Here is a 20,160-nt window from a genome sequence, read left to right as displayed (position 1 = left end):
GCCGGTGCGCGAAAGCGCACCGGCCCCCTTCGGCATGTGGCGCGTGCGGTGGCAAGCGGGGAACGCCTGGAGGGGGTGGTGCGCTTTCGCGCACCACCCCCTCCGTGTGGGACCCGCCGTGGACCGCCTTACAGGACGGCCGGGGCGGCCGGGGTGTCCGTCTTGGCGTCACCCTCCTGGCCCGCGCCCTGGGCCGCCGGCGCGGCCTTGAGCATGATCACGGCCAGGACCAGGCCGGCGGCGATGAAGCCGATGGCGATGGTGAAGGCCAGGTTGTAGCCGGCCGTGAGGGCGGCCGGGGTCGGGTTGGCGCCGGACTCCGCGGTGGCGAAGGTGTTCAGCAGCGCCAGGCCGACGGCACCACCGATCTGCTGCGAGGTGTTGAACAGACCGGAGATGACACCGGAGTCCTCCGGGGTCGCGCCCGACAGCCCGAGCATCATCAGCGCGGGCATGGCCGCACCGAAGCCGACACCGAGCAGCAGGTTGGCCGGCAGGAAGTTGGCCAGGTACGTGCCGTCGACCGGGAGCTGCGCGAAGAGGACGAAGCCCAGACCGATGAGGACGAGGCCGGTGATGAGGACGGCGCGGGCCCCGAACTTGGTGATCAGCTTGGCGGACAGGCCCAGCGAGACACCGGCGATCGCCACGGCGACCGGGATGAAGCCGAGACCGGTCTGCAGCGGGTCGTAGCCGAGGACCCGCTGGAGGTAGAGCGTCCCGAAGTACAGGAAGCCGAACATGGCGCCGATCATCAGGAGCTGGATCAGGTTGGCGCCGGAGACGTTGCTGGAGCGGAAGAGCCGCAGCGGCAGCAGTGGGGACGCGGCCTTGGACTCGCGGATGAGGAAGCCGACGAGCAGGACGACGGCGAGCGCGGCGTAGCCGAGGGTGTGGGTGGAGGCCCAGCCTTCCTTCTCGATGCCGACGATGGTGTAGACGAGGAGCATCAGACCGGCGGTGACCAGGACGGCGCCGAGGAAGTCGGCGCTGGAGCCGAGGCCGGGGCCGCGCTCGGTCTGCAGGGTGCGCAGGGCGAGGGCGACGACCACGATGCCGATCGGGATGTTGATGTAGAAGATCCAGCTCCAGTCGACCGAGTCGGTGAGGATGCCGCCGACCAGGGGGCCGATGGCGCCGCCGCCCGCGGAGGCGAAGCTGAAGGCGCCGATCGCCTTGGCGGTCTCCTTGGGCTCGGTGAAGAGCGTGACGATCATGCCGAGGATGCCGGCCGAGGTGATGGCGCCGCCGACACCCTGCACGAAGCGGGCGACGATCAGCATCTCCTGGCCGGTGGCCAGGCCGCAGAAGAGCGAGGCGACGGTGAAGAGCGTGAGACCCGTGATGAAGACCTGCTTGCGGCCGAGCAGGTCGCCGAGGCGGCCGGCGAGGAGCAGCAGACCACCGAAGGGAATCACATAGGCGTTGACGATCCAGACCAGGTTGGTGGCGGTGAAGCCGAGGTCGGTCTGGACCGCGGGGAGGGCGACGTTGACGATGTTCTGATCAAGGATGATCATCAGCTGGCCGGCGCAGAGCACTGCGAGGGCCAGCCAGCGCGACGCGGTCGCCGCAGGCGTGGTGCCCATGGAAATCTTTCCTCCAGAAGAGCGGTAAGGGGTGGGTGGGAACGGTGGTCAGCCGCGCAGCATCTCGGCCACGAGGAACGCGAGTTCCATCGACTGCTGGGGGTTGAGGCGGGGGTCGCAGTACGTGTCGTACCGCTCCGCGAGACCGGAGTCGTCGATGGCCTGGGCGCCGCCCACGCATTCGGTGACGTTGTCTCCGGTCAGTTCGATGTGCAGGCCGCCGGGGTGGGTGCCGAGCGCGCGGTGGACCTCGAAGAAGCCCTCGACCTCGTTGATGATGCGGCCGAAGTCGCGGGTCTTGTAGCCGCTGGCGGCCTCGTGGGTGTTGCCGTGCATCGGGTCGCACTGCCAGACGACCTGGTGGCCGGTGGCGGTGACGCGCTCCACTATGGCGGGGAGAACGTCGCGGATCTTGCCGCAGCCCATCCGGCTGATGAGGGTCAGCCGGCCGGGGACGTTGTGGGGGTCGAGCCGCTCGACGTACTCGGCGGCCTGTTCCGGGGTGGTGCTCGGCCCGATCTTGAGGCCGATGGGGTTGGCGAGCAGCGAGGCGAGGGCGATGTGGGCGCCGTCGAGCTGGCGGGTGCGCTCGCCGATCCACAGGAAGTGGGAGGAGAGGCCGTACAGCTTCTCGGTGCCGTCGGCGCCGGTCTCGCGGCGCAGCAGACCGCGCTCGTACTCCAGGAGCAGCGCCTCGTGGCTCGCCCACAGCTCGGTGCTGTGCAGGGCGCCGTGGTCGACGCGGCAGGCGGACATGAAGTCGAGGCCGCGGTCGATCTCCGTGGCGAGCGCCTCGTAGCGCTCGCCGACCGGTGAAGTGCGCAGGAAGTCGCGGTTCCACTCGTGGACGCGGTGCAGGTCGGCGAAGCCGGAACCGGCGTAGGCGCGGGTGAGGTTGAGGGCGGCGCCGGAGTGGGCGTACGCCTGGAGCATCCGGGCCGGGTCGGCGACCCGGGCCTCGGGGACCGGGTCGAAGCCGTTGACGATGTCGCCGCGGTAGACGGGCAGGCCGAGCTGGTCGGTGCTGTTGGAGCGGGGCTTGGCGTACTGGCCCGCGATCCGGCCGACCTTGACCACGGGCATGCTGGCCGCGTAGGTCAGCACGACGGCCATCTGCACGAGGGTGCGCAGATTGGCGCGGACATGGGATTCGGTGTTCCCGGCGAAGGTCTCGGCGCAGTCGCCGCCCTGCAGCAGGAAGGCCCGGCCTCGGGCGACCTCGGCCAGCCTGGACTGGAGACGGTCGACCTCCTGCGGCACCACGAGCGGAGGCATGGTCTCCAGCGTGGCGACGGCGGAAAGCGCCGAGACGGGGTCGGGCCACTGCGGCTGCTGTGCCGCGGGGCGGGACAGCGCCTCGGCTATCCGGGCGTCGAGCGAGCCGGCGGTCGTGGACGGCTGAGGAGGCACGGCCGTGTCGGTCCGTGCTGCGATGGTCGGCTGCATGCCGCCAGGCTAGGTTTTGTGTACCAACTCCCCGCCCATCTGCCGGTAATCGCAAGGTCAGGGCGCCATGACGCCTTCGAATCACTGACCTTGGGGGAAGTCGAGTGAGAAGTACTCGCGGTAGAGGGCGACTTGGCTCTCCAGCATGGGCGCACCGTAGTGCACGGGCAGTCCGTGGGCGAGGGCCGTGCGCAGCAGCCGGGTCTCGCGCGGCTTCATGATGATGTCGGCGACGAGGGTGCCGGGGGCGAGGCCGGCCGGGTCGAACGGCAGGGGGTCGCTCTCGCGCAGCCCGAGCGGGGTGGCGTTGACGACGAGGTCGGCGCCGTCGACGTCGGGGCGGGTGGCGTGGGTGGTGCGGCCGGGCCAGCGGGTGTCGAGCCGGGCGGCGAGCGCCGCGGTCCTTGCCGGGTCGAGGTCGCACAGGACGAGGTGGTCGACACCGGCCGCGAGCAGGGCGGGCGCGATGGCGCAGCCGGCGCCGCCGGTGCCGACGAGGGTGACGCGGCTGCCGGCGGGCCGGTGGCCGGCGGCTTCGAGTCCGGCGACGAAGCCGGCTCCGTCGAAGTTGTCGGCGTGCCAGCGGCCGTCGGGTTCGCGGCGCAGGACGTTGGCGCTTCCGGAGAGCTGGACGGCGGGGCTCTCCAGGTCGGCGAAGCGGCGGACGGCGACCTTGTGGGGCACGGTCACCAGGAGGCCGTCGAGGTTCTCCACGGCCTTGAGGCCGGTGACGACGGCGGCGAGCTGGTCGTGGCGGACGTGGACGGGGACGAGGACGGCGTCCCGGGAGAGCCGGGCGAGGAGCGGGTTGACCATGGTGGGCGCCTGGACCTGGGCGACAGGGTCGCCCAGGACGGCGTAGAGCCGGGTGGTTCCGGTGATTCTCGGCTGCTGGTGGCGGGCGTCGTCGGACATACGGGGGGCCTCGGTTCGGGTGGTGGAAGGTGGGGCCGCGCTGCGGGTCAGGGGACGAGCGTGACCTTGCCGGTGGTACGGCGGGCCAGCAGGTCCTGGTGGGCGCGGCGGACGTCGGCGAGCGGGTAGCTGGGGCCGGCGAGCGGGCGGAGGGCGCCGGCGGCGGTGAGGGCGAGCAGTTCGCGCAGGGGGCCGGTGACCGCATCGGGCCGGGCCAGGACGGGCCGGAGCCAGAAGCCGACGACGGAGGCGCCGAGCCGGGCGAGGCGCTGGGGGTCGACGGGGGCGGCGGGGGTACGGGCGGCGCTGCCGTAGGTGACGATCCGGCCGAGGGTGCCGAGGGAGCCGAGGGCGTCGTCGAAAAGGGCGCCGCCGGTGCCGTCGAGGATCACGTCGGCGGGGTTCTCCAGCGGGTACGTGGCGACGGCGTCGGCCCCGAGGTCGAGGGCGAGGGCGCGCTTGGCGTCGGTGGAGGCCTGGGCGAGGATCCGGCCCGCGCCCATGTGGCGGGCGAGCTGGACGGCGAGGGAGCCGACACCGCCGGCGGCGGCGTGCACGACGACGGTCTCGCCGGACGCGAGGCGGGCCGCGGTGGTGAGCAGGTGCCAGGCGGTGAGCCCCTGCATCAGCAGGGCGAGGGCGTGGGCGGCGGGCAGGTCCTCGGGGATCGGGACGACCGTCCCGGCGTCCGCGACGACCTGCTCGGCGTAGCCGCCCCGGACCCGGGCGAGGACCCGGGTGCCGTCGTCGGTGCGGCCGACGACCTCGCTGCCGGGTACGAACGGCAGCTGGTCGGCGGCGAGATAGGAACCGTCGGTCTGGTGGGTGTCGGCGTAGTTGACGCCGGCCGCCTCGACGGTGATCCTCAACTGGCCCGGACCCGGCGTGGGTTCGGGCAGGTCGACGTAGTCCAGTACGTCGGGTCCGCCGAAGCGGTCGAAACGAACGGCTCTCATGCCGCCCTCCCCCCGAGGGCCGCGGCCGGGGCCGCGTGTCTCTCCCGGACACGCGCACCCGCGACCGGCCCCCTGTCGTGTCGTCGGTGCCGGTCAGGCCGAGAGCCGGTCCTGTGCGTCCTCGCCGTCCTCCGAGTCGTTCGAGTCCGGGCTCTCCGCGAGCTCCTTCCGCTGCTGCTCGTAGAGAGCCAGGCCACGGGCGGGCGAGGTGTCGATCTGGCCGAGGATCGCCGGGGCGGCGATCGCCGGCAGGGTCAGGTCGTACATCCGGGAGATCCGGGTCTCCAGGTCCGCCATCTGACAGACCGCCTGCGACAGCATCTGGATGCCGTTGAAGGATCCGACGAGCATCTCGGCGGTGGCGGTGGCGTCGACGTACGGCAGGACCTCGCCGCGTTCCTTGGCCTCGGTGAGCTGGGTGGTCATCACCCGCACCCATTCGTTCCAGGGCTCACCGAAGAAGTGCCGCGCGTTCTGGTCCGCCGCGAGGCGGGCCGAGGCGCGCAGCAGGGGTTCCCGGGGCAGCCGGTAGGCCAGCACCAGCCCCATGTCGACCGCCGTCTGCAGCTTCAGCAGCTGCTCCGGCGGCGGCTCGGTGACCGCGTGCTCCAGGACGCCGAGTGCCAGTTCTTCCTTGGAGGCGAAGTGGAAGTAGAGCGCTCCCTTCTTCACTCCGGCCCGGTCGAGGATCATCGTGATGGTCGCTGCCTCGTAACCGAACTCGGCGAAGACCTCCGCCGCGGCTTCCAGTACTGCCCTGCGCGTGCGGATGGCCCGCTCTTGCCGTGCCAATGCCAACCTCCGGGTCGATCTGCGGTTCTTTGCGTCCCCCCAAAAAACCAAACGGTCCGTATCTTATCTGCCCCCTCACCTCCTCTGCCACCCCGGCTCCACCGGCCCTCCATGGGCGTGCCACCAGGGATCCACCGACCGGGAACCTGACATACTCGCGTCGGGTCTTGAAAAAGAAACCGTGCGGTCCGTATCTTACTGGCCATGGACGGGGCTTCCCCGCTCCTCACCCGAGTCGTCGCGCATTCCTATGGGGGGATCGACATGCACATCACGACCGTGGCCCAGAACAAGACCGTCACCCACGCCCGTACCGCCACCCAGGCCGGTACCGGCGCCGCAGCCCGCACGCCGCGGCCCGTACCCCACGCACCCACCGCCTCCTTCGCCCACCGCGACCTGGACCGGGACGTCCTGATAACCGGCTGGACCCGCCGGGACGAGATGGCCTTCTCCGTCGACATCAACTGGGCGAGAGACCACTGCTTCTTCGCCCCGGCCCCGGGCAGCGTCCACCACCACATGCTGATCGCCCAGACGATCCGGCAGGTGACGCTCTCCCTCGCGCACGCCGCGTTCGAGATCCCCACCTCGGACAAGTTCCTGATGAACGAGCTGACCTACGCGGTCGACCCGCACCACCCCACGACCCTGACCGACCCCGTCCGGGTGGAGGCGGAGTACTCCTGGGAGGGCCGGCGCTGCATGCGGGTCAAGCTCGCCCTGCGTCAGCGCGGCGCGACCTTCGCCACCAGCGACAACCTCTTCTCCTGGGTGCCGCCCCGGGTGTACGGCCGGATGCGCGGCGACTACCTGACCGCGCTTCCCGGCGACTCCGCCGAGCCGGTCGCCGCGCCGCTGGTCGGCCGGATCGCCGACAACGAGGTCCTGCTCGCACCCGGCGGCCGCCCGCACCGCTGGCAGCTGCGCTGGGGCACCGGCCACATGGCGCTGATCGACCACGCCGTCGACCACGTCCCCGGCCTCGTCCTGCTCGAAGCCGCCCACCAGGCCGCGTACGCCTTCGCGGGCGCCCCCCACTTCAACCCGACGGGGCAGGCCATGTACGCCAGCCGGTACGTCGAGTTCGACGCGCCGTGCTGGATCGAGGCCCACGCGCTCCCCGCCCGAGCCGGCATCCCGGCGGCGGTCGAGGTCATCGGCCTCCAGCGGGACAGCATGGCCTTCCGCTGCGTGGTCGAAGGCTTCACGATCCGGGATTAACGAGCACGAGACGACGGCCCCGACGCGGTACCGCTACGCCGGTACACCGCGCGGGGTCTCGTCGTGCCCGCCCCCCAGGAGGACCGCGACACCCTCCGGCCGCACGGCTCGCGCCGCCTCAGGGGTGGCCAGCATGGAGAGCGCGGCGCGCCAGAACTCGGTGAGGGTCGCGTGCGAGAGCCACTTCTCGTCACCGCGGCCCAGCATTTCCAGCCCCGCGGTCGCCGCCGCGACGAACGTGACGGCCGCCGAGTGCGGCAGCCCGGTCGTCAGCTCCCCCGCCGCCGAGGCCCGCCCGATCAGAGCCGCGACCTTGTGGTGCCACTCGTCGCGCAGCCCCAGGGCGAGTTCGGCGTCGCCGTCGCTGTTGAGCCGGAACCCGGCCCGTACCACCACGTCCGTACGGAACAGCGCGGCGAAGCTGTGGGTGAGATCGGCCAGCGTCTGCAAGGGGGTGCCCCGGCGGGCGTGGACCTCGCGCGCCGCCGCGCCCAGCCGGTCCGCGGCCTGCGCCACGACCGCGTCCGCCAGCGTGTTCTTGTTCTCGAAGTGGAAGTGCAGGGCTCCCGGACTGACTCCGGCGGCGGCCGCGATCCGGCCCACCTTGGCCTCGGCGTAACCACCGCCCTCGAAGGCTTCGGCGGCGGCGACGATCAGAGCGCGGCGCGTCCGCACAGCACGATCCTGCTTGGTCATGGGGGGTCCCTGAGCTGGTCGACACATCATGAAGATGTATTCAATGAAACCAACCCCCCGGTTTTTTAACTAGGCTGGAGCAACAATTGGCCGGTAATCGCCAAAACCGGGCGCCCCCTCCGCGCGCCCCCTCAACCGGCCTGACGTGCGAGGGAGTCCAGCAACTCGTCCGCCCAGCCGGCGTCGTAGCGGTCGAGCCGCGGGAAACCGCCCGTCTCCGGGGAGCCGTTGTACGTGTAGTGGGCACCCGGATTGTGTACGGCCCAGCCGCCGGGCGCGAAGAGGTGCGGGCTGCCCTGGATCTCCGGCCCCTGCGCCTGATGCCACTGCTCGTAGACCTCGCGGCGCCCGGCCCCCCGGGCGAGGGCGGCCTCCAGCGCCTTGGCGTCCACGTGTGCGCAGCCCTCGGCGATGTCGAGGATCACGGAGTGGATGCTGATGCACCGGTGGTCGACGTAGAAGGCGCGGCGCAGGGCGGTGTCGAGCTGGTCGGAGCCGCGCAGGCCGCCCACCTCGGGGGCCTTGGCGGCCTGGACGGCCTCCAGCGCCGGCAGGATGCTCGACGGGTACTCCCACTCGTGTCCCGCCCACAGCCGCCAGCCGAGTTCGGGGCGGTGCGCCCCCAGCATCACGACCTCGGCGTCGACGATGAGCTTGGGGGTGGGCTGGCTGTTGAACAGCTCCAACGGGAAGGCGCGGTGGTCGATCAGGAGCTCCTGGCCGCGCGCGTCGGCGGCGGCGTGCAGCGTGTGCAGGGCGAGCGTGGCCCAGGGGCAGCCGATGTCGGACCAGAAGGTGATGATCGGCTGCTCGGAGGCGGGTGCGGCGGTCATGGGGTGCTCCCTTCAGGCGGCCCGGCGGCCGTCCGGACAAATGAGCGTGGTCGACCCGGGTCGGCCCGGTCAAAGGACCGGCGGCGACTTCGTCACCATGCGGATCCCGCGTCTTCCCGCTACCGTGGACCTTAACGGATAACTTTCCGTTTCTTCCTGGGGCGGGATGGAGCTTGCTGTGCAGTTCGGAATCTTCACCGTCGGGGACAGGACCACGGACCCGACCAAGGGCACCACACCGGGCGAGTACGAGCGGATCAAGGCGATGGTCGCCATCGCGGTCAAGGCGGAGGAGGTGGGCCTGGACGTCTTCGCCACGGGCGAGCACCACAACCCGCCCTTCGTGCCGTCGTCACCGACGACCCTGCTGGGCCATATCGCGGCCAGGACCGAGCGGTTGATCCTCTCCACGTCCACGACGCTGATCACCACCAACGACCCGGTGAAGATCGCCGAGGACTTCGCGATGCTTCAGCACCTCGCCGACGGACGGGTCGACCTGATGACGGGCCGCGGCAACACCGGCCCGGTCTACCCGTGGTTCGGGCAGGACATCCGCCAGGGCATCCCGCTCGCCATCGAGAACTACGCCCTGCTCCATCAGCTGTGGCGCGAGGACGTGGTGAACTGGGAAGGCCGTTTCCGTACGGCGCTGCAGGGCTTCACCTCAACGCCTCGCCCGCTGGACGGCGTACCGCCGTTCGTCTGGCACGGCTCCATCCGCTCTCCGGAGATCGCCGAGCAGGCCGCGTACTACGGCGACGGCTTCTTCGCCAACCACATCTTCTGGCCCAAGGAACACACGGCCAAGATGGTCGGTCTCTACCGCCACCGGTTCGCCCACTACGGCCACGGCACCCCCGAGCAGGCGATCGTCGGCCTCGGCGGCCATGTCTTCATGCGGAAGAACTCCCAGGACGCCGTAAGGGAGTTCCGGCCCTACTTCGACAACGCGCCCGTCTACGGCCACGGCCCCTCCCTGGAGGAGTTCGCCGAGATGACCCCGATGACGGTCGGCTCCCCGCAGCAGGTCATCGACCGCACGCTCTCCTTCCGCGAGTACGTCGGCGACTACCAGCGTCAGCTGTTTCTGGTCGACAGCGGCGGCCTGCCGCTGAAGACCGTGCTGGAACAGCTCGACATCCTCGGCGAGGAGGTCCTGCCCGTCCTGCGCAAGGAGATGGCGAGCCGACGGGCCCCCGGGGTCCCCGACGGCCCCACCCACGCGGCGCTGGTCGCCCGGAAGGCCCGGGAACAGGAAGAGGCCGAGCACACCGCGAAGGGTGTCCCGGCCTCCTAGAGAAGGAACAAGGCGCACGGGTCGGTGTCCGGCCTGGGGCATTAACCGGAGACTGGCCCGTGCCGCCTCGTGAGGGCGATGTTCCGCCCCCGCCGACCTGCGCGCAAAGCCGCGCGGACGACTCTGTCAGATCGCTTGCACACCACACGTACATCGGTGGCCGGACCGCACCCCCCAGGTCGTCCGGCCACACTCCTTTCCGCCCATCGAGACCGACCACACCCCCTCTGGCCTGCGACGACGCCCCGACCGGTGGTCCGGCCACCATCCGCCGCCCCAGGGGGGTGACGGCTACACCTCGTGTCCCGCCCCGCCAGGCACGACTGTTGAAGGGCAGCTGGAGGGAGCTGCAAAACCGTCGGGCAGGAGTGTCGTGAGTACATCCGCAAGTAAACGCAGGACTGTTCTCGAACCACGGGGGATCCACCGGCTGGAGCGGACCGTGTTCCGCGGCAGCGTGGTGGCGGACGACGTCGTCGACGAGCTCTGTGCCACGCTCTTCGCCAGATTCCCCCGGCGGGACCAGCGGGTGAAGGCCGGGCAGTATCTGAGGGGGCTTCTCACCGCGCAGGGACGCAAGTCCATCCGTAACATCGCAGCGCAGATCGGCGGCCCGGCCGCCGAGCAGAGCCTGCACCACTTCATATCCAGTTCCACATGGGACTGGCGGCCGATGCGGGCCGCGCTCGCCGGCTACGTCGAGCAGAACAGCTGCCCGCAGGCCTGGGTCGTACGCTCCATGCCGATACCGAAGGCCGGCGAGCACTCGGTGGGCGTGGACCGCAGGTTCGACCCCGAGCGCGGCCAGGTCTTCCGTGGCCAGCAGGCGTTCGGTGTGTGGCTGGCCTCCGAGGAGCTGAGCGTGCCGGTCAACTGGCGCCTGTTCCTGCCCGATCCGTGGGTGAAGGACCGTACGCGCCGGGACCGGGCGGAAGTTCCCGAGGAGGCCGGCGAGGAGACCCTGGAGGAGTGCGCGGTCGCCGCCGCCCTGGACACCGCCGCCTGGCAGGACATCACCCGCAAGCCGCTGCTCGTCGACATCCGGGGCGGCGCAGCCCGGGCCGCGCTGTGCCGGCTGACCTCGGCCGGGGTGCCGGTCATCGCCCGTATCGGCGCGACCTGCCGCCTCACCGTCGCGGACCGGGCCCTGCCCGGGTACGGCGCGGGCCCGCTGCCCGCCCAGCAGATCCTGGAATCGCTCAAGGGCCTGCGTCGGCCGGTGGGCTGGCTGGACACAGCCACCGGCCGGCCGGTCTCCCGGACGTCCCTGACCACAGCCGTCCGGGTCATGCTGCCGACCACGTCGGGCAACGAACGACAGCTGCTGCTGATGGGCGAGTGGGACGACCCGCGGCGGCCGCTGGCTCGGCTGTGGATCACCGACCTGACCGGAGCGCACGTGGGACAGCTGCTGCGGCTGACCAAGCTGACCCGGCGGGTCGAGCGCGACTTCGCCCAGGTCGGCGAGGGCGCGGGCCTGCGCGACTTCGTCGGCCGCTCGTTCCGCGGCTGGCACCGCCACATCACGCTCGCCTCCGCGGCCCACGCGGCCACGGTGCTCAGTGCCGGCTGGGACGCCACCTACGAGGCCGTACGGTCCACCGGCTGACGGGCGTGCTCCAGGCCCCGCTGCTGGGCCAGGACGTCGCGGGTCCGCTGCAGCCGCAGGGCGAGCTGGACCTCGAGGACCTGGCCCGGCTTCTGCCACTCGGCGCCGAGGAGTTCCCCGATCCGCTCCAGCCGGCGGGAGACCGTGTTGGGGTGGACGTGGAGCGCCTCGGCGGCGTTGGTGGGGCTTCCGCCGGAGGCGAAGTACGCCTCCAGGGTGCGGGTGAGGTCGGTGAACCGCTCGGCGTCGTAGTCGAGCACCGGCCCGATCGCGGACTCGATGAACCCGTCCACGTCGTGGTCGTCGGAGAGCAGCAGACCGAGAAAGCCCAAGTCCTGCACGGAGGCCGCGGAGCCACCGGCACCCAGCGCGCTCATCGCGTCCAGGCAGCGGGTCGCCTCGCGGTACATCCGCCCCGCGCTGTCCGGGCTCCAGCCCGGCCCCGCCGAGCCGACCGAGACGGGATGGCCCAGCAGCGGCGAGAGCTCGCCGGAGACCGCGCGGGCCGCCGCCGACGCGTCGAGGCCGGGCAGCAGCAGCACGATGCAGCCGCCCTGCACGGTCTTGAGCCCGGACATGCGGTACGCGTACGAGGAGGCCCACACGACGGCCCGGCCCTGCTCACCGCCCTCCGGGCGGGCGACCACGAGCACATGCGGCTTGCGCAGATCGATGCCAAGCCGACGGGCGCGCTGCACGATCTGGTGCGGAGAATGCTGCGGATCGGCCAGCAGATCGTCGAGGAGCTCGTCACGCACGGGCCCCTCGGCGACGGCGGTGGAACGCTGCATCAGCAGCAGGAACGCGACGGACTGCGCAGCCAGTTCGAGGAGCCGTTCGTCCTCGGCGGTCAGCCCGGTCGTGGGGCGGGTCACCAGCACGCCCAGATCCTCCGAGCCGGCGATGACCGGGGCGACCCAGGTGTTGTCACCGGTCACCACCGGACGGCGGCCGGCATGCGCGTCGAGGGACGCCTTCGCCACCGCCTCCTCGTCGAGCCCTGGCAGCTCCCCACCGGTGGGAAGGGACGACGCCAGCGAACGCCCGCCCGGATCACGGATCATCACCGCGCCGTCGAGGGCGTCCCCCGCCGCCTTGGCCACGTTGCACAAGTCCCCGCCCGCGAGGACGAGATTCATGATCCGGCTGTGGGCCTCGCTGACGTGCCGCATCCGGGTGAGGGTCGTACGGGCCCGGGAGCTGTCCAGCTCCAGCTCGGTCACCTCGGCCCGGGTCTGATCCAGCAGGCCCGCCTTCTCTATCGCGACGGCGGCGAGATCGGCGAGCGAGCACATCAGCCCAAGCTCGTCGGGGGTGTAGTGACGGATCCGCCGGTCGGCGCCGTACAACGCCCCGACCGAGGCGTCGCCGTTCCGCAGCGGCACGGCCATGACCGCGTGCAGCCCCTCCAACCGTACGACCTCGTCGATGGCCTCACAGTGCGGAAAGCGGTCGTCGTTGAGGTAGTCCGAGGTCCACGCCGGAGCGTCCCCGGCCTGCGCCTCCCCGCCGAGCCCCCGCCCGTCCAGGACCCGGAGCCCGGTGCTGAGACCGGTCTTCGAACCCTCGGTGCTGTGGATGTACGACGCGCCGCTGCCGCCGCGCAGACTCACGTACGCCATGTCGAAGTCGAGCAGCCGGCGGGCGCGTTGGGTGATGACCCGCAGCAGACTGTCCAGGTCGTACGGGAACGTCAAGTCACGGGCGGTGTCGACAAGCGCGGCGAGCCCCGCCTCGCGCTGCTCACGGCGGCTGAACGACGAGTGGATGCCGCCGGCGAGCTCCACGGCCCGCTCCAGCTCGGCCAGTTCCGCGGCGGACGCGCCGCTCCGGCGGGCCTGACGGAGCAGTTCCTCGAACCGGTGCGGCGGAGCTTGCTGGGCGAGTAGTTCAAGCACGGTGAGTGCTGAGGCGCCGCCGGTATCCGCTCCTTCCCACGTCATGGTCCCAACCCCCGTTGTGTAAAAAAAGTCAGAAAATCCCAAACCGCTGGCCGAAACTAGTTTGCCCCCGAGTAAGGGTCAACGGTGACCTCGGCCACTTCGTTCCCGGGCGTCGGCGGTGTGTGACACGACCACCGCGAGAGCCCCTGTGCGGTGTTCCCGGACCACCTTCCGGCTACTGGCGAGTCGGGCGAGGCTGAGGGAGATCCTCCGGTTCGAAGAAGAAGGAAAGCGGAACTCCTGTGCGCACGCTGCTGGTCGACACCTATGGCCCCTTTGGTTGCTTTGGCTCCTTGAACGACTGCTGGAACTCCAACTTCCGCCAGGACGGCGACCCCGGCTGGTCATGAGCCGGAATGCCGAGCAACTTCGGCATATGCCGCAGGCTCCAACAAGTGGCGAACCCACGCCAGTTGTGTGATTCGGGTCACCTGTGTGGAGTGGGGTGGTTACGCTCAGCGACGGATCGTCCGTCCCGACTTGGAAGTGACCGTCGCTCGTGGTCAACATCCGCAGCCTGGATCCCAGCGCCTCACCGCTGGACTACTACGGCTCAGAACTCCGCCGCTTGAGAGAGGCGGCGGGACTGAACCAGGCGCAGTTGGGGGCGTGCGTCTTCTGCACGGCATCGCTGATCGGCCAGATCGAGAATGCTCGGAAGGTACCGACGCGGAAGTTCTCGTTGAGGCTGGATGTGGCGCTGGAGACGGGGGGTGTGTTCGAGCGGCTGATTGGGCTGGTGCTGAAGAGCCAGCCGCCGACGTGGTTCCAGGCGTATGCGGACATGGAAGCGAAGGCGACGTACATCTCGACGTACCAGGCGCAGGTGATTTACGGCCTGTTGCAGACGGAGGTGTACGGGCGGGCGCTGCTGAGCGTCGACTACCCGGACCGGGTGGACGAGATGTGGGCGGGCAGGCTGGAGCGCCAGCGCATCCTTGAGCGCGAGAACCCACCAGTGCTGTGGGTGGTGCTGGACGAGGCAGTGCTCCACCGGGAGGTTGGCAGCCGCGAGACCATGCGGGAGCAGCTGGCCCACCTGCTGACGTTCCTGGAGCGCCCGTGGGTGAACATCCAGGTGCTCCCCTTCTCGGCGGGCCAACACACAGGGATGGTCGGCACGTTCACCCTTCTTCGCTTCGAGGACGACCCTGACATCTTCTACAGCGAGAGCTACGACCAGCCTCATATGACGGCCAACCCGGAACTCATCAGGGAGCGTTCGGTCGGATACGCTCGACTTCAGGCAGCTGCCCTCTCCCCCGAGGAATCGGCGGCGCTGATCGCTCGCGTAATGGAGGAACGTTATGGGCACGATCCGCGACCTGACGCGCGCACAGTGGCGTAAGTCGTCATACAGCAGCACCAACGGCGGCGAGTGCATCGAGTGCGCACCGCTCGGCGCCGCCGCCTGGCGTACGTCCTCATACAGCGGCAACACCGGCGGCGAGTGCGTCGAGGTCGCCGCCCAGTCCTGCCTCGTCGGGGTGCGGGACTCCAAGAACCCGGAGGGCCCCGCCTTCACGGTCACCCCCTCCGCCTTCGAGGCGTTCGTGGGCGGGGCAGCCGAGGGCGCGCTCTGACCTCGTCTCGTCAGAGGCCAAGGGCCTCGATGACCTCTGACGCGCGCCGGTTCGACGAGAGGCCGTAAACCGGGCGTGCGGTCGCCAGCTTGGCGACCGCATTCCCCAGCCACTCCGGATCGCCCAGACGGCGTGCCGCCTTCGCCTCGACCGTCTTCCGGAACAGATGTCCGACCCAGAAGATGTGGGGCTGCGTGTAGGGGCGCTGGTGGTGGGTGTAGTTCAACGACCAGTATTCGTACGGATGGCGTAGAAGTCCGGACACTGAGCAGGCACTACGACCGCCGACCTGCGGGCCGGTACCGCTGACCGCTTGCAGCACGCCCATGGTGCGGGTGGCCAGCCACGCCCGCGTGGTGGCGTTCACCCTCATGTCCATGAACCGCGACCATGGAATGACGAGCTGCGGTTCGGGGACTCCGGACTTGTGATGCTCCATACCGCCGGCGGTCAGGACCAGGCACGAGCCGCCCTCTCGCTTCGGGTCTCCGATGACCCACCGATCCCCAACCAGTTCCAGCGGCCCCAGATGCTCGGTCATGATCCCCCCTGCCGCGCGAGCGTCCCCCTGCCCCGCACCCTAACCTCGGCTCTGCTCACCTGAGCCGGTCGCGGTGATCCGGGACCGTGAGCTTCTGGTGGGGCCGCCCTCACTCCGAGTGGGGGGCGGGTCCCACGCGACAGTCCGGACGGTCCTTTTGTTCGCGGGTGTCTGCGGTCAGAGCTGCGCAAGAGGCGCGGCTCTGACTCGGGCCCGTTCCTCAATGTCCCGCGACGGTAGGTCCCGTCCGACCCGGCGGCCGAAAGGCTTCGCAGTCCCTTGAACGACCCCGAACCCGGTGAGGCCACGCGCGGCCTTCAGGCTCTCTTCAGGTCGAAACCTTGCGTTAACTCTGCAAAGGATTTTGCCGGGTTATTGTTTTTCTTGGCTGATCGTTGACCAAGCGTTGGCATGCGCTAGAGCCGTGAACTACCTGGAGGGAGGCTCATGTTCCGAGGTGTGACGGTCCGGACCGTGGTGTCGCTCGTTGCCGCCGTCCTGCTCGGCCTTCAGGTCTTCGCGTCTACCGCAGCCTTCGCATCCGCGCACATGGCCCGTCATGCCGTGGCCAAGAGTCAGCCCGGGATCAAGCCCTCCGGGAAGGCTCTATGGGACGAGATCGCCACCTGCCGGGACGCCGGCCGCCACGGGGAGCCGATCGGTCCCCTGGGCACCCGCGACCGGCACCGCACTGCCGCCGACTGCGCACCCGGGACACCCGACCGTCCGCACCTGAGGCAGGGGGCCTCGACAGCGGGCGGGCCGGGCACACCCCGTACCGCGCCCCACCGGCCGTCGAGATCCTCGACAGCCCACTGTCCGGCGGCACTTCAGATGTTCCGCTGCTGAGCAGCAGAGCAGCCCCCCACACTCACCTGTCCTTGCCCGTCCGACGCGCCGCTACGGCGCGCCAGGAGGATCACCACATCATGCAACCCCTCATCGACAACGCCCGCATGTTCGGACAGCGCCCTGAGGAGTTCGCCGGCCTCGCTGAAGGCCAGTCGCCCGAGGTCCTGTTCATCACCTGCGCCGACTCCCGGGTCGTCCCGGCCCTGATCACGGGCGCCCGCCCCGGGGAGCTCTTCGAGCTGCGCACCGCGGGCAACATCGTCCCCCCGTACGCCTTGGAGCACCCCACCAGCGAGGCGGCCACCATCGAGTACGCCGTTGAGGTTCTCGGCGTCCAGCACATCGTGGTCTGCGGCCACTCCCACTGCGGCGCCGTGGGCGCTGTGGTGCGCGGCGACGACCTGGACGCCGTACCCGCCGTGCGTGACTGGCTCGCGCACGCCGCGGACGAGCCCAAGTGCTCCGACCCCGCCGACCCGACGGTCGCCGAGGCGGTTCAGCACCACGTCCTGACACAGCTGCTGCGACTGCGCTCCTACCCCTGCATCGACAAGCGCCTGCAGGCGGACCAACTCAGCCTGCACGGCTGGTACTACGAGGTACACACCGGAGCCGTGCGCGAACACCGCGCGGAGACCGACGCGTTCGAGGCGCTGTGAGGGACACCATGACTGTGATGTCGAGGTTCCCTTACCTGCGGCAGGATTTCGCCGCGTCCATCGTCGTCTTCCTGGTTGCCGTGCCGCTGTGCGTCGGCGTGGCGGTCGCCTCCGGGGTCCCCGCGGAGCTGGGCCTGGTCACCGGCATCGTGGGCGGCCTCATCACCGGGCTCATGCGCGGCAGCAGCCTTCAAGTGTCCGGCCCGGCCGCAGGCCTGACCGTGCTGGTCTTCGAGGCCGTCAGCGAGTTCGGAGTGGCCGCGCTCGGCGTGATCGTACTGATCGCCGGGCTGCTCCAGCTCGCCATGGGCTTCCTCCGGATCGGCCGCTGGTTCCGTGCGATATCCGTCGCCGTCGTCGAAGGCATGCTCTGCGGCATCGGCCTGGTGATCATCGCAGGCCAGATCTACGCGGCGGCGGGCCTGAAAGCCCCGGAAACCGGCATCGGCAAGCTCGTGGGCCTGCCCGGGGCTTTCGCCGACGCCCTCGGCAGCACCGAGGCCCTGACCTCCCTCGCGATCGGCGCGGGCACCATCGCCGTCATCGTGCTGTGGAAGAAGCTGCCGAAGAAGGTGCAGGCCGTGCCCGGCGCCCTCGCGGCGGTGATGCTGGCCACTCTCGCTTCGCTCGCCTTCAGCCTGCCGGTCGCCACCGTCGAGGTGGAGGGCCTGCTCGGCGTCATCCAGCCGCCCGGCGCCGAGGCTTTCGGTGAGCTGGCCAGCCCGGCCATCTGGGGCACCATCATCGCGTTCGCACTGATCGCCTCCGCCGAGTCGCTGTTCAGCGCGGCAGCCGTGGACCGGCTGCACGACGGCCCGCGCACCGAGTACAACAAGGAGATGATCGCCCAGGGCGCGGGCAACACGCTATGCGGTCTGCTCGGCGCGCTGCCGATGACCGCGGTGATCGTGCGCAGCTCCGCGAACGTCCAGGCGGGCGCCAAGACGAAGGCGTCGCGTGTGCTGCACGGTGTGTGGCTGCTGCTGTTCGCCGCCGCGCTGCCCTCCGCACTGGCGCTGATCCCGTTGCCCGCCCTCGCCGGCATCCTGGTGCACGCGGGCTGGAAACTCATCCCGTTCCGCCAGGTCGCGGAGTTGTGGCGGGGGCACAAGGGTGAGGCGCTGATCCTCATCGTCACCGCCGTGTCGATCGTCGCGGTGAACATGTTCGAAGGCGTGCTCATCGGCCTGGCTCTGGCGGTGGCCAAGACCGCCTGGGAGGCATCGCACCTGAAGACGGAGGTCATAGACAAGGGCGCCGGGCCGATCCAGGTGTACCTGTCGGGCAACGCGACGTTCCTGCGGCTGCCGAAGATCCTCGACAGCCTGGAGGCGCTTCCGCAGGACCGGCCGATCGAGGTGGACCTGTCCGGGCTGCACCACCTCGACCACGCCTGCCGCACGGCACTGGAGACCTGGGCCGAGCGACACAGCGCACCCGACACCAATCCGGTGAAGGTCACGTCCGCCGCACCGGATGAAGGCCACGACGCCATGAGGGTCTCGTCGTAGGGATCTGCCGCCCGGCGGAGGCTCGATCAGGCTCCGCCGGGCATATCTCTCCTGCCACCGAGGCAGCGGTTCGGCGGAAGGGCGGTCGAAGGCCTCGCCGAAGTACTGGCCTCGACGCCGACCACATGTTGGCCTCGGTGTTGGGGCTCCAACAGTCGTTCGACCCGTCCGAGGGGGCCCGCCCCCACGGCTGGTACGCGGCGTGGGGGACAGGCCGTCCCGTGGTGGCGCGCTCCCCCGAATGGCGGCGCCCGTCGGGTCGGCCTACGTTGGTCTCAGGGGTGTCGACGTGCCAGTCGACGGAGACGGACTCGAAGACGAACTCTCGTTGTCCCGTTCAACCTGGAGGCCTCAGATGGCCGGCAAGGAACTTGGCTACCCGAAGGCCGGACCCCGTATCGAGCCGACGAGTCCTGAGGAGCTCGCGAAGCAGCCTCGTCGAAAGCTGACCATGGCCGAGCTCCAGGAGCGTGAGCGCAAACACAAGGGGCCGCACAACAAGGTCATGGGGCCGCCGCGGGAGCCGAAGCCGTACGAGGACGCAATTGCCCCCGCCCCTGAGGCGGATGTGCCGCCCACGCCCACGCCGGAGCCCGGTGCGTGAACGCGACCGAGGAAGGTGGCAGCGATGTCCTCCGTGCAGCTGCTCCAGAACGTCACCCTGGACGACCTGGCGACAGGAGCCGACACGACGTCGGCGACGAACGAGCCCACGGTTGCCCGGTTCCTGGATCACGTGCTCATGACCGGCAACACCTTCGCCAGCCACTCCGTTGACGGAGGCGCGAGCTGGACGCACCTCGACCCGTTCACCGAGTTCCCCCATGCGGCCGGCGGGTTCTGCTGCGACCAGATCGTGATCCATCACCGCGGGCGCAACCTGTGGTTCCGGGTGTTGCAGTACGACACCGGGCCGGGCGGAGCCCCCAACATCGTCCGGCTCGCCGTCTCGACCAACGGCACTCCGGCTCCGGGCTCGTGGACCACGTACGACTTCGCTCCCCAGGACTTCGACTCCGCGTGGCAGACGGGCACCCAACTCGACCGGCCGGACATCGCGACGAGCTCCCGCCATCTCTTCATGACCATGAACGTCTTCCGGGAGAACTGGCTGGCGACCGTCGTCATGAGGATCCCGCTGGCCGACCTGGAGGCCCATGCGGCGTTGGACCTCGAGTACTACACGCTCGACGCCAACTTCGGGCAGCGGAGTTCCGTATGTCTGACGCACGGCGCGACCACGGACATGTACATGATGGGTGCCGAGGTCGGCAATCCCGTACGGATCTTCCGCTGGCCCGACGCGCCCGGGTCCGCGATGTCGCAGTTCGACATCTCGACCACGCTTCCTTGGACCGGCAGCCTGAGGCAGGGTGACTACATCTCGATCTGCCCGAACGGGGCCACCAACTGGCTGCGCAAGCAGCACTCCCGGCCGGCCGGCTGGGTCACCGGCAACCGGGTCGGCTTCATGTGGAACGCGCTTCCCAACGCCACCCGCCCACAACCATGGATCAAGACGCTGATCGCGGACACCACCACCATGACCGTCGTTGCCGAGCCCGACCTCTGGAGCGACATCGCCTGGGCCTACCCGGCCCCTTGCCCCAACGTCAACGGTGTCGTCGGCGTCTCCGGGACTGTAAATCGTTCGGTGTAACTCCCGATCATGGAGGATGCACCGATGACTAGTGAGAACGTGACCGAGGCC

At 70.1% G+C, this 20,160-nt stretch carries 18 protein-coding genes; 9 read left to right on the top strand and 9 right to left on the bottom strand.

The annotated features are described in order from the left end of the window. Positions 1 to 128: 128 nt before the first annotated feature. From IEZ01_RS32295 to IEZ01_RS32275, 5 genes are all read right to left on the bottom strand, one after another. On the bottom strand, positions 129 to 1,589 hold the full coding sequence (locus IEZ01_RS32295; protein ID WP_019886434.1) for a DHA2 family efflux MFS transporter permease subunit: 1,461 nt from the start codon (positions 1,587 to 1,589) through the stop codon (positions 129 to 131). Between the two features lie 48 nt (positions 1,590 to 1,637). Then, positions 1,638 to 3,035, bottom strand: a complete 1,398-nt coding sequence (locus IEZ01_RS32290; RefSeq protein ID WP_019886436.1) for a class II 3-deoxy-7-phosphoheptulonate synthase — start codon at positions 3,033 to 3,035, stop codon at positions 1,638 to 1,640. An 81-nt stretch (positions 3,036 to 3,116) separates the two neighbouring features. Further along, positions 3,117 to 3,950 (bottom strand): shikimate dehydrogenase family protein, encoded by an 834-nt coding sequence (locus tag IEZ01_RS32285; RefSeq protein WP_019886437.1) that lies wholly within the window; start codon positions 3,948 to 3,950, stop codon positions 3,117 to 3,119. Positions 3,951 to 3,997: 47 nt separating this feature from the next. After that, positions 3,998 to 4,906, bottom strand: coding sequence for a quinone oxidoreductase family protein (locus IEZ01_RS32280; RefSeq protein ID WP_189205275.1), 909 nt, complete (start codon positions 4,904 to 4,906; stop codon positions 3,998 to 4,000). A gap of 93 nt (positions 4,907 to 4,999) precedes the next feature. Further along, on the bottom strand, positions 5,000 to 5,698 hold the full coding sequence (locus IEZ01_RS32275) for a ScbR family autoregulator-binding transcription factor (protein ID WP_189205273.1): 699 nt from the start codon (positions 5,696 to 5,698) through the stop codon (positions 5,000 to 5,002). Positions 5,699 to 5,962: 264 nt separating this feature from the next. On the opposite strand from IEZ01_RS32275, the gene IEZ01_RS32270 reads away from it, so the two are divergent. Beyond that, the gene (locus tag IEZ01_RS32270) at positions 5,963 to 6,922 is read left to right on the top strand and encodes a ScbA/BarX family gamma-butyrolactone biosynthesis protein (protein ID WP_019886441.1); all 960 of its coding nucleotides are present in this window, start codon (positions 5,963 to 5,965) and stop codon (positions 6,920 to 6,922) included. A gap of 33 nt (positions 6,923 to 6,955) precedes the next feature. Here IEZ01_RS32270 and IEZ01_RS32265 read toward each other — a convergent pair whose 3' ends face one another. Continuing rightward, positions 6,956 to 7,618, bottom strand: coding sequence for a ScbR family autoregulator-binding transcription factor (locus IEZ01_RS32265; protein ID WP_063828504.1), 663 nt, complete (start codon positions 7,616 to 7,618; stop codon positions 6,956 to 6,958). 131 nt (positions 7,619 to 7,749) lie between these two features. Further along, on the bottom strand, positions 7,750 to 8,451 hold the full coding sequence (locus IEZ01_RS32260; protein WP_189205271.1) for a DsbA family oxidoreductase: 702 nt from the start codon (positions 8,449 to 8,451) through the stop codon (positions 7,750 to 7,752). A gap of 178 nt (positions 8,452 to 8,629) precedes the next feature. On the opposite strand from IEZ01_RS32260, the gene IEZ01_RS32255 reads away from it, so the two are divergent. Both IEZ01_RS32255 and IEZ01_RS32250 read left to right on the top strand, forming a co-directional pair. Next, positions 8,630 to 9,751, top strand: a complete 1,122-nt coding sequence (locus IEZ01_RS32255; RefSeq protein WP_189205262.1) for an LLM class flavin-dependent oxidoreductase — start codon at positions 8,630 to 8,632, stop codon at positions 9,749 to 9,751. A 421-nt stretch (positions 9,752 to 10,172) separates the two neighbouring features. Beyond that, on the top strand, positions 10,173 to 11,360 hold the full coding sequence (locus IEZ01_RS32250) for an IS701 family transposase (RefSeq protein ID WP_444545500.1): 1,188 nt from the start codon (positions 10,173 to 10,175) through the stop codon (positions 11,358 to 11,360). On the opposite strand, the gene IEZ01_RS32245 is transcribed toward IEZ01_RS32250, so the two are convergent. Next, entirely contained in the window at positions 11,333 to 13,303 is a 1,971-nt protein-coding gene (locus tag IEZ01_RS32245) for a helix-turn-helix domain-containing protein (RefSeq protein ID WP_040875130.1), read from the bottom strand. The genes IEZ01_RS32250 and IEZ01_RS32245 overlap by 28 nt on opposite strands. 499 nt (positions 13,304 to 13,802) lie before the next feature. Between IEZ01_RS32245 and IEZ01_RS32240 the strand changes: the two genes are divergently transcribed. Together IEZ01_RS32240 and IEZ01_RS32235 are read left to right on the top strand one after the other, a co-directional pair. Next, positions 13,803 to 14,651: a helix-turn-helix domain-containing protein gene (locus IEZ01_RS32240; protein ID WP_189205261.1), complete on the top strand. Its 849-nt coding sequence runs from the start codon at positions 13,803 to 13,805 to the stop codon at positions 14,649 to 14,651. Next, positions 14,611 to 14,886 carry a DUF397 domain-containing protein gene (locus tag IEZ01_RS32235; RefSeq protein WP_189205260.1) on the top strand — a complete coding sequence of 92 codons (276 nt, stop codon included), beginning with the start codon at positions 14,611 to 14,613 and terminating at the stop codon, positions 14,884 to 14,886. The genes IEZ01_RS32240 and IEZ01_RS32235 overlap by 41 nt, the downstream gene beginning before the upstream one ends. A gap of 10 nt (positions 14,887 to 14,896) precedes the next feature. On the opposite strand, the gene IEZ01_RS32230 is transcribed toward IEZ01_RS32235, so the two are convergent. Further along, positions 14,897 to 15,427, bottom strand: a complete 531-nt coding sequence (locus IEZ01_RS32230; protein ID WP_189205259.1) for a hypothetical protein — start codon at positions 15,425 to 15,427, stop codon at positions 14,897 to 14,899. A gap of 929 nt (positions 15,428 to 16,356) precedes the next feature. Between IEZ01_RS32230 and IEZ01_RS32225 the strand changes: the two genes are divergently transcribed. The 4 genes from IEZ01_RS32225 (at position 16,357) to IEZ01_RS32210 (ending at position 20,109) form a co-directional block, all read left to right on the top strand. After that, complete coding sequence (locus IEZ01_RS32225) at positions 16,357 to 16,938, top strand: carbonic anhydrase (RefSeq protein ID WP_019886455.1); 582 nt, start codon at positions 16,357 to 16,359, stop codon at positions 16,936 to 16,938. A gap of 17 nt (positions 16,939 to 16,955) precedes the next feature. Continuing rightward, positions 16,956 to 18,449 (top strand): SulP family inorganic anion transporter, encoded by a 1,494-nt coding sequence (locus IEZ01_RS32220; protein ID WP_189205258.1) that lies wholly within the window; start codon positions 16,956 to 16,958, stop codon positions 18,447 to 18,449. A 355-nt stretch (positions 18,450 to 18,804) separates the two neighbouring features. Further along, a complete protein-coding gene (locus tag IEZ01_RS32215) occupies positions 18,805 to 19,053 on the top strand; it encodes a hypothetical protein (RefSeq protein WP_019886457.1) in 249 nt (82 codons plus the stop codon). A gap of 24 nt (positions 19,054 to 19,077) precedes the next feature. Beyond that, positions 19,078 to 20,109 carry a hypothetical protein gene (locus IEZ01_RS32210; protein WP_189205257.1) on the top strand — a complete coding sequence of 344 codons (1,032 nt, stop codon included), beginning with the start codon at positions 19,078 to 19,080 and terminating at the stop codon, positions 20,107 to 20,109. The last annotated feature ends 51 nt before the right edge of the window (positions 20,110 to 20,160 follow it).

The organism is Streptomyces purpureus, assembly GCF_014648195.1.
Taxonomy (GTDB): Bacteria; Actinomycetota; Actinomycetes; order Streptomycetales; family Streptomycetaceae; genus Streptomyces; species Streptomyces purpureus.
This window is presented reverse-complemented; position numbering and strand designations above follow the sequence as displayed.

Excerpts from the sequence above, each read along its gene's own strand:
- IEZ01_RS32295 (WP_019886434.1), bottom strand. The coding sequence starts at position 1,589 with ATGGGCACCACGCCTGCGGCGACCGCGTCGCGCTGGCTGGCCCTCGCA.
- IEZ01_RS32290 (WP_019886436.1), bottom strand. The coding sequence starts at position 3,035 with ATGCAGCCGACCATCGCAGCACGGACCGACACGGCCGTGCCTCCTCAG.
- IEZ01_RS32285 (WP_019886437.1), bottom strand. The coding sequence starts at position 3,950 with ATGTCCGACGACGCCCGCCACCAGCAGCCGAGAATCACCGGAACCACC.
- IEZ01_RS32280 (WP_189205275.1), bottom strand. The coding sequence starts at position 4,906 with ATGAGAGCCGTTCGTTTCGACCGCTTCGGCGGACCCGACGTACTGGAC.
- IEZ01_RS32270 (WP_019886441.1), top strand. The coding sequence starts at position 5,963 with ATGCACATCACGACCGTGGCCCAGAACAAGACCGTCACCCACGCCCGT.
- IEZ01_RS32265 (WP_063828504.1), bottom strand. The coding sequence starts at position 7,618 with ATGACCAAGCAGGATCGTGCTGTGCGGACGCGCCGCGCTCTGATCGTC.
- IEZ01_RS32260 (WP_189205271.1), bottom strand. The coding sequence starts at position 8,451 with ATGACCGCCGCACCCGCCTCCGAGCAGCCGATCATCACCTTCTGGTCC.
- IEZ01_RS32245 (WP_040875130.1), bottom strand. The coding sequence starts at position 13,303 with ATGACGTGGGAAGGAGCGGATACCGGCGGCGCCTCAGCACTCACCGTG.
- IEZ01_RS32235 (WP_189205260.1), top strand. The coding sequence starts at position 14,611 with ATGGGCACGATCCGCGACCTGACGCGCGCACAGTGGCGTAAGTCGTCA.
- IEZ01_RS32230 (WP_189205259.1), bottom strand. The coding sequence starts at position 15,427 with ATGACCGAGCATCTGGGGCCGCTGGAACTGGTTGGGGATCGGTGGGTC.
- IEZ01_RS32225 (WP_019886455.1), top strand. The coding sequence starts at position 16,357 with ATGCAACCCCTCATCGACAACGCCCGCATGTTCGGACAGCGCCCTGAG.
- IEZ01_RS32220 (WP_189205258.1), top strand. The coding sequence starts at position 16,956 with ATGTCGAGGTTCCCTTACCTGCGGCAGGATTTCGCCGCGTCCATCGTC.
- IEZ01_RS32215 (WP_019886457.1), top strand. The coding sequence starts at position 18,805 with ATGGCCGGCAAGGAACTTGGCTACCCGAAGGCCGGACCCCGTATCGAG.
- IEZ01_RS32210 (WP_189205257.1), top strand. The coding sequence starts at position 19,078 with ATGTCCTCCGTGCAGCTGCTCCAGAACGTCACCCTGGACGACCTGGCG.